9 protein-coding genes are annotated in these 11,642 nt (G+C 72.0%); 5 read left to right on the forward strand and 4 right to left on the reverse strand.

The features are described from left to right. Positions 1 to 220: 220 nt before the first annotated feature. Positions 221 to 1,360: a CAP domain-containing protein gene (locus ACIGAQ_RS35575; protein ID WP_399790368.1), complete on the reverse strand. Its 1,140-nt coding sequence runs from the start codon at positions 1,358 to 1,360 to the stop codon at positions 221 to 223. A gap of 161 nt (positions 1,361 to 1,521) precedes the next feature. On the opposite strand from ACIGAQ_RS35575, the gene ACIGAQ_RS35580 reads away from it, so the two are divergent. The 4 genes from ACIGAQ_RS35580 (at position 1,522) to ACIGAQ_RS35595 (ending at position 7,817) form a co-directional block, all read left to right on the forward strand. Then, positions 1,522 to 1,803, forward strand: coding sequence for an acylphosphatase (locus ACIGAQ_RS35580; protein ID WP_311685402.1), 282 nt, complete (start codon positions 1,522 to 1,524; stop codon positions 1,801 to 1,803). Positions 1,804 to 2,181: 378 nt separating this feature from the next. Continuing rightward, positions 2,182 to 2,385, forward strand: a complete 204-nt coding sequence (locus ACIGAQ_RS35585) for a hypothetical protein (protein WP_003993245.1) — start codon at positions 2,182 to 2,184, stop codon at positions 2,383 to 2,385. Between the two features lie 212 nt (positions 2,386 to 2,597). Beyond that, positions 2,598 to 6,176: a chromosome segregation protein SMC gene (gene smc / locus ACIGAQ_RS35590; RefSeq protein ID WP_399790373.1), complete on the forward strand. Its 3,579-nt coding sequence runs from the start codon at positions 2,598 to 2,600 to the stop codon at positions 6,174 to 6,176. A gap of 222 nt (positions 6,177 to 6,398) precedes the next feature. Beyond that, entirely contained in the window at positions 6,399 to 7,817 is a 1,419-nt protein-coding gene (locus tag ACIGAQ_RS35595; protein WP_311685397.1) for a sugar porter family MFS transporter, read from the forward strand. Positions 7,818 to 7,928: 111 nt separating this feature from the next. On the opposite strand, the gene ACIGAQ_RS35600 is transcribed toward ACIGAQ_RS35595, so the two are convergent. Together ACIGAQ_RS35600 and ACIGAQ_RS35605 are read right to left on the reverse strand one after the other, a co-directional pair. Next, positions 7,929 to 8,306 carry a hypothetical protein gene (locus tag ACIGAQ_RS35600; RefSeq protein WP_362281832.1) on the reverse strand — a complete coding sequence of 126 codons (378 nt, stop codon included), beginning with the start codon at positions 8,304 to 8,306 and terminating at the stop codon, positions 7,929 to 7,931. 54 nt (positions 8,307 to 8,360) lie between these two features. Then, positions 8,361 to 9,332: an LLM class flavin-dependent oxidoreductase gene (locus ACIGAQ_RS35605; protein ID WP_399790377.1), complete on the reverse strand. Its 972-nt coding sequence runs from the start codon at positions 9,330 to 9,332 to the stop codon at positions 8,361 to 8,363. Between the two features lie 147 nt (positions 9,333 to 9,479). Between ACIGAQ_RS35605 and ftsY the strand changes: the two genes are divergently transcribed. Continuing rightward, on the forward strand, positions 9,480 to 10,679 hold the full coding sequence (gene ftsY / locus ACIGAQ_RS35610; RefSeq protein WP_311685391.1) for a signal recognition particle-docking protein FtsY: 1,200 nt from the start codon (positions 9,480 to 9,482) through the stop codon (positions 10,677 to 10,679). A 109-nt stretch (positions 10,680 to 10,788) separates the two neighbouring features. On the opposite strand, the gene ACIGAQ_RS35615 is transcribed toward ftsY, so the two are convergent. Then, positions 10,789 to 11,454 carry a bifunctional DNA primase/polymerase gene (locus tag ACIGAQ_RS35615; RefSeq protein ID WP_311685389.1) on the reverse strand — a complete coding sequence of 222 codons (666 nt, stop codon included), beginning with the start codon at positions 11,452 to 11,454 and terminating at the stop codon, positions 10,789 to 10,791. Between the last annotated feature and the right edge of the window lie 188 nt (positions 11,455 to 11,642).

Here is an 11,642-nt window from a genome sequence, read left to right on the forward strand (position 1 = left end):
AGCGGGACCCCGTGCGGTACCTGCGGAACGGCTCGGTGCCCGCGGCGAGCGGGTCGGCCGTCCATGAAGCAGTGGCGGCGGAATCCGGGCGGTATGGCGGACGGGCCCGGGCAGCCGTCGCCCCAAGACGCCGCAGGGCCCGCCCTCCGGGCGGACGGAGGGGCTGTGCGGACACGGCCTAGGGGGCGACGGCTCGGGACGTTCCTCGAACCGGGGATCCTCAGTAACCGAAGTTCTGCGTCCACCAAGGGCCGCCGGAGCCGAGTTCGACGCCGACGCCCAGGGTCTTGAAGTCGCAGTTCAGGATGTTGGCGCGGTGGCCGGGGCTGTTCATCCAGGCGTCCATCACGGCCTCGGCGTCGGCCTGGCCGCGGGCTATGTTCTCGCCGCCCAGGTTGGATATGCCGGCCTTCTCGGCCCGGTCCCACGGCGTCCGGCCGTCCGGGTCGGTGTGGTCGAAGAAGCCCCGCGCGGCCATGTCCTCGCTGTAGCTCTGGGCGAGGTCGGTGAGCGCACTGTTGGCGGCGACCGGGCTGCAGCCCACCTTCGCCCGCTCCTGGTTGACCAGCGACAGCACCTGCGCCGCCGCGGCGGACTCCCCGGAGAGGGCCGCGGAGGCGCCGGGGTTCCGCGGTGCCTTCGTGGCCGTACGGGAGGGCGTGTCGGACGGCTTCTCGCTGGGCGTGGCCGCCGGCTTCTTCTTCTCCGGCGTCTTCTCCTGCGTCTTGTCGGCCTTCTCCGGCGTCTTCGTCGGGGAGGTCGACGACTTCGAGGCGGAGGGCGAGGGCGAGACGGAGCGCTCGGCGTCCCGGCTGGTGGGCGAGTCGTCCCGGCTCTCGGCGCTGCCGGACGTGCCGCCCTGCTCGGTCGGGAAGCTCGTCGAGGTGTCGCCGGCCTGGACGTTGTCGGGACCGCTGCCGCCGCCGAGCTTGTAGTTCTCCAGGCCCGGCACCGCGCCCGTGGCGACGGCGACCGTGCCGAGGGCGACCGCGGCGGACACGCCGAGCAGCCCGGTGCGCATCGGGCGGGCGGTCTTCTTCCGACGGCGGTGCGCGCCCGCGCGGCGGGCGCCGCCGTCGGGGGTGAAGCCGTCGGAGGAGAAGCCGTCGGAGGGGAATCCGTCACTCGCGAAGACGGCCGTCTCCGTGAAGCGGTCACCGGCCGCGGAGGTCCCGGCTCCGTACAGGTAGGCCTCGCTCCTGGCGTAGGTCTCGGCGTACGCCTCCGGGTTCAGATAGGGCGCGATCCCCATCGTCGGGGCGTCGTCCGCGGTGGAGTACAGCGGGTCGTGGCCCTCCGCGAAGTCGTCGGCGCGGCCCGTGGCGGCGCGGCCGGCGTCGGAGCGTCGGTGGCGTCCCATGTCCTGGCCTTCCTCGTCCTGGCGGTCGACTCGTCCTCGAGATCAACACCAAACTCACTCGATCGTGTGAGTTTCATATGAGATTCGTTGAGGGGGGACGGTACCGCATGGCGCAAGGGGAGGAAGTGCCCGGAGGGAGATTGGGCGGTTAGGTTGCCGTCATGAGTGAGGATGTGCGACTGGTCGCCTGGGTGCGGGGACGCGTCCAAGGTGTGGGTTTCCGCTGGTTCACGCGGGCCAAGGCCCTGGAGATCGGCGGCCTGAGTGGTTTTGCTCTCAATTTGGGCGACGGGCGGGTCCAAGTCGTCGCGGAGGGCGCGCGCGAGGGCTGTCAAGGCCTGCTGGAGTGGCTCCGCAGTGACGACACGCCCGGCCGCGTGGACGGCGTCACCGAGATCTGGGACACACCGCGCGGCGGCTACGAGGGCTTCGCCATCCGCTGATCCCGCACCGGGTGAGGGCTCCCCGGCCGTCCGCGCCGGGGTCCGGGACAGCCGCCCCGGACGGAAAGTCGCTGGTGATTGCCGAGAACCGCTTGCCTTGGCGGGCTCCAGACGCAAGGATGATCGCCACGCCCCGAGGGCCCGCTGAAGCCGCCGCGTCGCCGTACCAGGCCGTGTGCGCCAGGGTCGCCCGCCAATACGGGGCGTGATCGTGTTGACCGTCAAACTTTTTGGTGAGACGCTGAAAGCACCCCGCGCACCTTAGCTGTTTGGCATGGCTGAACGGCAGCACAACTGAAGGCCCTGCCAAGCCGCGGGTGCGAATCCCTCACGACCCAACCGCATCGGTCGGTCACTCATTGTGGAGGACCATCCATCATGGCAAAGGCGCTTCTCGGTTACGTCGGCGGCTCCGACCCTCGACTCCTCGCCGAGATGCGACGGCTCCAGCAGCGCGTCCAGGACCTGGAATCCGAGCTCGTACGGATCCAGGCGGAGAACGAGGCGCTGACGGCTGCCGCTTCTCACGACAGGATCATGGAGAGCGTTGACGCACACCAGGCGGAGCCTGCGCTCACCTGATCACTGCATCGCTCCACATCGGCACAGCAGTGGTGGGGAAGCCCGTAACAACCGCTGAGTTGTCAGAAGTGCAAGGGACGCCACCGGCGTCCCTTCTTTCTTTCCCCCGCGCATCCTTTCACCGTCTATAACGTCTGGTGTGCCCTGCGCGTTCAGCGGCGAAACCGTGGGTTCATGGAGTGAGACGAACCCGGGCGGTAGAGTCCGGCGGCGTGCACCTCAAGGCCCTGACCCTCCGCGGGTTCAAGTCGTTCGCCTCGGCGACCACCCTCCGGTTCGAGCCGGGGATCACGTGCGTCGTCGGACCGAACGGCTCGGGCAAGTCCAACGTCGTCGACGCGCTCAGCTGGGTCATGGGCGAGCAGGGCGCCAAGTCGCTGCGCGGCGGCAAGATGGAGGACGTCATCTTCGCCGGCACCACCGGCCGCCCTCCCCTGGGCCGCGCCGAGGTGTCCCTGACCATCGACAACTCCGACGGGGCGCTGCCCATCGAGTACGCCGAGGTCACCATCACGCGGATCATGTTCCGCAACGGCGGCAGCGAGTACCAGATCAACGGCGACACCTGCCGTCTCCTCGACATTCAGGAGCTGCTCTCCGACTCCGGCATCGGCCGCGAGATGCACGTCATCGTCGGGCAGGGCCAGCTCGACTCCGTGCTGCACGCCGACCCCATGGGCCGCCGCGCCTTCATCGAGGAGGCCGCCGGCGTCCTCAAGCACCGCAAGCGCAAGGAGAAGGCGCTGCGCAAGCTGGACGCGATGCAGGCCAACCTCGCGCGCGTGCAGGACCTCACGGACGAGCTCCGCCGGCAGCTCAAGCCGCTCGGCCGCCAGGCCGCCGTCGCGCGCCGGGCCGCCGTCATCCAGGCCGACCTGCGCGACGCCCGGCTGCGGCTGCTCGCCGACGACCTCGTCCGGCTCCGCGAGGCCCTCCAGGCCGAGGTCGCCGACGAGGCCGCGCTCAAGGAGCGCAAGGAGGCCGCCGAGCAGGAGCTGCGCAGGGCGCTCCAGCGCGAGGCACTGCTGGAGGACGAGGTGCGGCAGCTGACGCCGCGCCTCCAGCGCGCCCAGCAGACCTGGTACGAGCTCTCCCAGCTCGCCGAGCGGGTGCGCGGCACGATCTCCCTCGCCGACGCCCGCGTGAAGAGCGCCACCTCCGCGCCCCCCGAGGAGCGGCGCGGCCGCGACCCCGAGGACATGGAGCGCGAGGCCGCCCGCATCCGCGAGCAGGAGGCCGAACTGGAGGCGGCCCTGGAAGCCGCCGAACGTGCCCTGGAGGACACGGTCGCCCACCGGGCCGAGCTGGAGCGCGAGCTGGCGCAGGAGGAACGGCGCCTGAAGGACGCCGCCCGGGCCATCGCCGACCGGCGCGAAGGTCTGGCCCGGCTCAGCGGGCAGGTCAACGCGGCCCGCTCCCGCGCGGCCTCCGCCCAGGCCGAGATCGAACGCCTGGCCGCCGCCCGTGACGAGGCGCAGGAACGTGCCGTCGCCGCGCAGGAGGAGTACGAGGCCCTCAAGGCCGAGGTCGACGGCCTCGACGCCGGAGACGCCGAACTCGCCGAGCGGCACGAGGAGGCCAAGCGGCGGCTCGCGGAGGCCGAGTCCGCTCTCACCGCGGCCCGCGAGGCCACCACGGCGGCGGAACGCCGGCGCGCCGCCACCCAGGCCCGCCACGAGGCCCTGGCGCTCGGCCTGCGCCGCAAGGACGGCACCGGCATACTGGTCGCGGCCAAGGACCGCCTCTCCGGCCTGCTCGGCCCGGCGGCGGAGCTGCTGACGGTGACGCCGGGCCACGAGGTCGCCCTGGCGGCTGCCTTCGGAGCGGCGGCGGACGCGATCGCGGTGACGAGCCCGTCCTCGGCCGCAGATGCGATCAGACTCCTCCGCAAACAGGACGGAGGCCGTGCCACTCTGCTCCTGGCAGGAGATGCACCCCCTGGGAACGCGGGGAACTGCGCGACCGGCCACGACGGCCCCGCAGTCGCACGACACACCTTCGCCGCCGACCTGGTCCGCGGCCCCGCCGACCTGATGCCGGCCGTCCGACGGCTGCTCCACGGCATCGTCGTGGTCGGCACCCTGGAAGACGCCGAAGACCTGGTCTACGCCCACCCCCACCTCACCGCCGTGACGGCCGAGGGCGACCTCCTCGGCACCCACTTCGCCCACGGTGGCTCCGCCGGCGTCCCCAGCCTCCTCGAAGTGCAGGCCTCCGTCGACGAGGCCGCCGCCGAACTGGAGGAGCTGGCTGTCCGCTGCGAGGAGCTGACCGAGGCCCAGCACGCGGCCGCGGAGCGCCGCACGGAGTGCGCAGCGCTGGTCGAGGAGCTGGGGGAGCGGCGCCGGGCCGCCGACCGGGAGAAGTCGGCCGTGGCCCAGCAGCTCGGGCGGCTCGCGGGCCAGGCGCGCGGCGCCACCGGGGAGGCCGAACGCGCCACCGCCGCCGCGGCCCGTGCCCAGGAGGCCCTGGACAAGGCGCTCCAGGAGGTCGAGGAGCTCGCCGAGCGGCTGGCCGTCGCCGAGGAGATGCCGATCGAGGAGGAGCCCGACACCGCCGTGCGGGACCGGCTGGCCGCCGACGGTGCCAACGCCCGCCAGACCGAGATGGAGGCCCGTCTCCAGGTCCGTACGCACGAGGAACGGGTCAAGGGCCTCGCCGGCCGGGCCGACTCCCTCGACCGGGCCGCCCGCGCGGAACGCGAGGCACGCGCGCGTGCGGAGCAGCGGCGGGCCCGGCTGCGGCACGAGGCGGCCGTCGCGGAAGCCGTCGCCGCCGGCGCCCGGCAGCTGCTCGCCCACGTCGAGGTGTCCGTCGCCCGGGCCGAGGCCGAGCGCACCGCCGCCGAGGCCGCCAAGGCCCGCCGCGAGCAGGAACTCGCCCGCGCCCGCACCCAGGGACGCGATCTCAAGGCGGAACTCGACAAGTTGACGGATTCGGTCCACCGCGGCGAGGTACTCGGCGCGGAGAAGCGGCTGCGGATCGAGCAGCTGGAGACCAAGGCACTGGAGGAGCTGGGTGTCGAACCGGCCGGGCTCGTCGCGGAGTACGGTCCGCACCAGCTCGTGCCGCCCTCGCCCCCCGCCGAGGGCGAGGAGCTGCCGGAGGACCCCGAGCACCCGCGCAACCGGCCGAAGCCGTATCTCCGGTCCGAGCAGGAGAAGCGTCTCAAGGCGGCCGAGCGTGCCTACCAGCAGCTCGGCAAGGTGAACCCGCTCGCGCTGGAGGAGTTCGCGGCGCTGGAGGAACGCCACCAGTTCCTCAGCGAGCAGCTGGAGGACCTGAAGAAGACCCGTGCCGACCTGCTCCAGGTCGTCAAGGAGGTCGACGAGCGCGTCGAGCAGGTCTTCACCGAGGCCTACCGGGACACCGCCCGGGAGTTCGAGGGCGTCTTCAGCCGGCTCTTCCCCGGGGGCGAGGGACGACTGGTGCTGACCGACCCCGACAACATGCTCACCACGGGCGTGGACGTCGAGGCCCGCCCGCCGGGCAAGAAGGTCAAGCGGCTGTCGCTGCTCTCCGGCGGGGAGCGGTCGCTGACGGCGGTCGCGCTGCTCGTGTCGATCTTCAAGGCGCGCCCCAGCCCGTTCTACGTCATGGACGAGGTCGAGGCCGCCCTCGACGACACCAACCTCCAGCGGCTCATCCGGATCATGCAGGAGCTGCAGGAGGCCTCGCAGCTGATCGTGATCACGCACCAGAAGCGGACGATGGAGGTCGCCGACGCGCTGTACGGCGTCTCCATGCAGGGCGACGGTGTGTCGAAGGTCATCTCGCAGCGCCTCCGCTAGATGGGTGTGTAGTACACCGTTCCCACCTGCGCTCCTTCATGAATTCAACACTTGAACACATCGTTGCCACACTTCCGCCTCGGATTCACAGCAGCTCGCCTATTGACTTCGAAACTTGAAGGCATAGTCTCGGCAACGTTCCTTTTACCTTCAGGTACCTTCAGGTGGACCTCGAAGGGCTGACCCCCTCCGGCAGCGTTGCCGGTGGCCCGAGGAGTACACGTGACCAGCACAGCGCAGGCACCCAAGTCAGGAGCCGGGACGGCTCACCCCGATCATCTCGGGCACGTCATCTTCATCGCGGCGGCGGCCGCGATGGGCGGTTTCCTCTTCGGCTACGACAGCTCCGTGATCAACGGCGCGGTCGAGGCCATCCGTGACCGCTACGACGTCGGCTCCGCGGCCCTCGCCCAGGTCATCGCCATCGCCCTGATCGGCTGCGCCATCGGCGCCGCGACCGCCGGCCGGATAGCCGACCGCATCGGCCGCATCCGATGCATGCAGATCGCCGCGGTGCTGTTCACCATCAGCGCCGTCGGCTCCGCGCTCCCCTTCGCGCTGTGGGACCTCGCCTTCTGGCGGGTCGTCGGCGGCTTCGCCATCGGCATGGCCTCCGTGATCGGCCCGGCCTACATCGCCGAGGTCGCCCCGCCCGCCTACCGCGGCCGGCTCGGCTCCTTCCAGCAGGCCGCGATCGTCATCGGCATCGCCGTGTCGCAGCTGGTCAACTGGGGTCTGCTCAACGCCGCCGACGGTGACCAGCGCGGCAAGCTGATGGGCCTGGAGGCCTGGCAGGTCATGCTCGGCGTCATGGTCGTCCCGGCCGTGCTGTACGGCCTGCTCTCCTTCGCGATCCCCGAGTCCCCGCGCTTCCTCATCTCCGTCGGCAAGCACGAGCGCGCCCGGCAGATCCTCACCGAGGTCGAGGGCAAGGACGTCGACCTCGACGCCCGTGTCGCGGAGATCGAGGGCGCCATGAAGAGCGAGCACAGGTCGAGCTTCAAGGACCTGCTCGGCGGCAGCTTCTTCTTCAAGCCGATCGTCTGGGTCGGCATCGGCCTGTCGGTCTTCCAGCAGTTCGTCGGCATCAACGTCGCGTTCTACTACTCCTCGACGCTGTGGCAGTCGGTCGGCGTCGACCCGACGGACTCGTTCTTCTACTCCTTCACCACGTCGATCATCAACATCGTCGGCACCGTCATCGCGATGATCTTCGTGGACCGCGTCGGCCGCAAGCCGCTCGCGATCATCGGCTCGGTCGGCATGGTCGTCGGCCTGGCGCTGGAGGCCTGGGCCTTCTCGTACCACCTGGTCGACGGCAAGCTGCCCGCCGCGCAGGGCTGGATCGCCCTGATCGCCGCGCACGTCTTCGTCCTCTTCTTCGCCCTGTCCTGGGGTGTGGTCGTCTGGGTCATGCTCGGCGAGATGTTCCCCAACCGGATCCGCGCCGCCGCCCTCGGTGTGGCCGCCGCCGCGCAGTGGATCGCCAACTGGGCCATCACCGCGAGCTTCCCGTCGCTGGCCGACTGGAACCTGTCCGTGACGTACGTGATCTACACGGCGTTCGCCGCGCTCTCCATCCCGTTCGTCCTGAAGTTCGTCACCGAGACGAAGGGCAAGTCCCTGGAGGAGATGGGCTGAGCCCGTCCCGCCCACTCGGGGAGGAGGGCCAAGTCCCCGCTGCCCCTCTCCCCGTCACCCGCCGCCGCCCCGGTTCGGCCACTGCCCGAGCCGGGGCGGTGGTCCGTCGTCTCACCAGACGATGACGCCGCCGTCGACCAGCCGGGCGTGCAGCGCGGCCACCTCCAGGTTCCGCAGCCGTCTCACCAGCCCCCGCCGGTGTTCCCCGAACTCCCGCGGCCCGCGCGTGCTCTCGGCGATCGCGTCGAGCCGGTCGCGCAGCAGGGCCACCTCGCGCAGGAAGTCCGCGACGTCCTCGACCTCGATCTCCAGGTCGTCGCCGGCCAGCACCGGCAGGAAGCGGGCGCCCGCCGCACGCACCGCCTCCGACCCCCACACCACGGTCCGCCAGGACTCGAACCCGGCCGAGTCGTCGCGCCCGTCGGGCACGTCGAGGATCCGCAGCCGTCCGTCCGGCTCGCGCACGAACACGTCCACCGACAAACTCATGCCCCCAGTGGATCACCGGGCGTGCAGGACGGGCCACCCTTTATGAGCCCGGTCTCAGCCCTGCAGCTCCGGCAGCACGCGCTCGCAGAACAGCTGCAGGCTGCGCCACCCCTCCTCCACCGGCATCCCGCCCGCCAGCGGATGCAGGACGTACGAGCCGAGGCCCAGCCCCGCGCACTGCTCCGGCGTGAGGATCCGGTACACGCCCTCCGCACGCAGCTCCGCCACGCTCGTCGCCGCCGACCCCACCGCCGAGCGCACCGCGCCCGACTGCCAGGAGGCGTACGTCCGCGCCTCGTGCAGGAAGTGCCGGCCGTACCGTGCCCAGGCCCGGTCCGGATCCTCGGCCACGTGCAGCAGCGGGGTCTCGGCCGCCGGCATCATGACCCAGCCCTCGGTGCCGTACTCGACGAGGCGCTCCTTGTAGTACGCCTCCAGCTCCGGCAGGTGGGCGCTGGGGAAGAAGGGCAGACCCAGCCGGGCCGCGCGGCGGGCGGCCGCCCTGGAGGAGCCGCCGACCAGGAGCAGGGGGTGGGGTGCGGTGCCGGGGCGCGGCGTGACGCGGACCGTGCGGCCCCGGTAGGGGAAGGGTTCGCCCGTCCACGCCCTCAGCAGCGTCTGCAGCACCTCGTCCTGGAGCTTTCCGCGTCGGGTGAAGTCCACCCCGAAGTGCGCGTACTCCTCCGGCCGGTACCCGATCCCGGCGACCGTCACCAGCCGGCCGCCGCTCAGCAGGTCCAGCACGGCGATCTCCTCGGCGAGCCGCAGCGGGTCGTGCAGCGGGCCGATGATCGCCGAGACGGTGACCGCGACACGCCGGGTCGCGCCGAAGACGGCTCCCGCGAAGGCGAAGGGGCACGGCAGCCAGTTGTTCTCCGCCCCGTGGTGCTCCTCCGTCTGCACCGTGCCGACGCCCCGGTCGTCGGCGTACGCGGCCATCTCCAGGGCCGCCCGGTAGCGGGCGCCGAGTTCGGCGGGGGAGGCCCCGGGGGCGACGAGGTTGAAGCGTACGACCGTGACGGGCATGGGCGTCTCCCTTCACCGGGGGGTGTCCGGGGGACGTTAGCTGACGGAGCGTCAGGGATCCAGGGGTGGGGAGATCCGGCGGCCCCGGCCTTTCGGGGCGGTGCGAGCAGGGTGACCGGGGGCCCCATGGCTGATACTGGACGCGTTATGGACATCGTCATCCTTGCTGTAGTCATCGCCGTGGTCGTGCTCGGCGCGCTCGGCGGGCTCATCGTCGGCAGCCGGCGCAAGAAGCAGCTGCCGCCGCCCCCGCCCGCGGCGCCCGACATCACCGCCCCACCGGCCGAGCCGCACGTCGGCGACGAGGCCGAGACGCCGCGGGAGGAACCGCGGCGCACGATAGAGGAGGTGGATCTCCCGGACGGCTCGGCTCCGGTCGTCGTCGAGGAGCCGCCCGCCGAGGCTCCCGAGATCGAGATCCCGGAACCCACGGCGGGCCGCCTGGTCCGGCTGCGGGCCCGGCTCTCCCGCTCGCAGAACGCCCTCGGCAAGGGTCTGCTGACCCTGCTGTCCCGCGAGCACCTCGACGAGGACACCTGGGAGGAGATCGAGGACACGCTGCTCACCGCCGACGTCGGCGTGCAGCCCACCCAGGAGCTGGTCGAGCGGCTGCGCGAGCGCGTGAAGGTGCTCGGCACCCGTACCCCCGAGGAACTGCGCACCCTGCTCCGCGAGGAGCTCATCACCCTGGTCGGCCGCGACATGGACCGCGCGGTCAAGACCGAGCCGGAGGACCGCAAGCCGGGCATCGTGATGGTCGTCGGCGTCAACGGCACCGGCAAGACCACCACCACCGGCAAGCTCGCCCGCGTCCTGGTCGCCGACGGCCAGAGCGTGGTGCTCGGCGCCGCCGACACCTTCCGGGCCGCCGCCGCCGACCAGCTCCAGACCTGGGGCGAGCGCGTCGGCGCCTACACCGTGCGCGGACCGGAGGGCGGCGACCCGGCCTCCGTGGCCTTCGACGCGGTCAAGGAGGGTAAGGAGATGGGCGCGAACGTCGTGCTCATCGACACCGCCGGCCGGCTGCACACCAAGACCGGTCTGATGGACGAGCTCGGCAAGGTCAAGCGGGTCGTCGAGAAGCACGCCCCGGTCGACGAGGTGCTGCTCGTCCTGGACGCCACCACGGGCCAGAACGGCCTGGTCCAGGCCCGGGTCTTCTCCGAGGTCGTGGACATCACCGGCATCGTGCTCACCAAGCTGGACGGCACGGCCAAGGGCGGCATCGTGGTCGCGGTCCAGCGCGAGCTGGGCGTCCCGGTCAAGCTCATCGGGCTCGGAGAGGGCGCGGACGACCTCGCGCCGTTCGAGCCGGAGGCGTTCGTTGACGCCCTTATCGGGGAGTGAGCTCGGCACCAGCCGCGGCACGACCTGCGAAGAACCGTACCTGCGCGAGAAGCGCCCGCCCCCGAGGTGCAGTCGGGGACGGGCGCTTCGCTCTGTGGCCCGGGCGCCGCTACGCGCGTGAGCGGTGCGCCACGTACGCCAGCGTGCCCAGCACCAGGCGGGCTTCCGGCGGCCGGGAGGCCGAGTCCAGGGCGGGGGAGCGCAGCCAGCGGACGGGACCGAGGCCCCCGCGGTCCGAGGGCGGCGCCGTGATGTGCGTGCCGGGGCCGAGACCGCGCAGGTCCAGAGCCTCCGGGTCGTCCCAGCCCATGCGGTAGAGCAGCCCGGGCAGGTCGGCCGCGGCGCCGGGGGCGACGAGGAACTGGGCACGGCCGTCGGGGGTGGCCGCGACCGGGCCGACGGGCAGGCCCATGCGCTCCAGCCTGGCCAGGGCGCGGCAGCCGGCCGGTTCGGCCACCTCGATGACGTCGAAGGCCCGGCCGACCGGCAGCATCACGGCGGCGCCGGGGAACTCGCCCCAGGTCTCCGTGACGTCGTCGAGCGTCGCCCCGGCGGGGAGCACGGGGGCGAAGTCCAGCGGGTGCGCGCCCGGAGCCGGGCAGTCACGGCGGCCGCAGGAGCAGGCGCCCGCCGATGCCCGGGCTCCCGGGACCACGTCCCAGCCCCACAGCCCGGTGAACTCGGCCACGGCCGTGCCGTCCGACGTACGGCTGCGGCGGCGCGTGCCGGACCGGATGTCGCGCATGCCCCGGCTGATGCCGATCGTGAAGCCCATACCCCCTCCAACGGGTCCGGCGCACGGTGGTTACGCAGCGGACGCGACACGTGACTCTCTGTTTCCGGCTTCCCGGTGGCAGCCGGTTCACTCCGCGCCAGGACGTGCTCAAGGTGGTGTGCCCGACGACACGCGCCCCTGAGTGCATCGCTGCACCCGCTCCTGGTGGTGCCGTGTCAAGTGAATCG

The sequence above is a fragment of the Streptomyces sp. NPDC085932 genome (assembly GCF_044540525.1).
In the GTDB taxonomy this organism is placed as follows: domain Bacteria; phylum Actinomycetota; class Actinomycetes; order Streptomycetales; family Streptomycetaceae; genus Streptomyces; species Streptomyces levis.

Bases quoted from the DNA above. Each gene is read 5' to 3' on its own strand.
- ACIGAQ_RS35575 (WP_399790368.1), bottom strand. From the start codon at position 1,360: ATGGGACGCCACCGACGCTCCGACGCCGGCCGCGCCGCCACGGGCCGC.
- ACIGAQ_RS35580 (WP_311685402.1), top strand. From the start codon at position 1,522: ATGAGTGAGGATGTGCGACTGGTCGCCTGGGTGCGGGGACGCGTCCAA.
- ACIGAQ_RS35585 (WP_003993245.1), top strand. From the start codon at position 2,182: ATGGCAAAGGCGCTTCTCGGTTACGTCGGCGGCTCCGACCCTCGACTC.
- ACIGAQ_RS35600 (WP_362281832.1), bottom strand. From the start codon at position 8,306: ATGAGTTTGTCGGTGGACGTGTTCGTGCGCGAGCCGGACGGACGGCTG.
- ACIGAQ_RS35605 (WP_399790377.1), bottom strand. From the start codon at position 9,332: ATGCCCGTCACGGTCGTACGCTTCAACCTCGTCGCCCCCGGGGCCTCC.
- ftsY (WP_311685391.1), top strand. From the start codon at position 9,480: ATGGACATCGTCATCCTTGCTGTAGTCATCGCCGTGGTCGTGCTCGGC.
- ACIGAQ_RS35615 (WP_311685389.1), bottom strand. From the start codon at position 11,454: ATGGGCTTCACGATCGGCATCAGCCGGGGCATGCGCGACATCCGGTCC.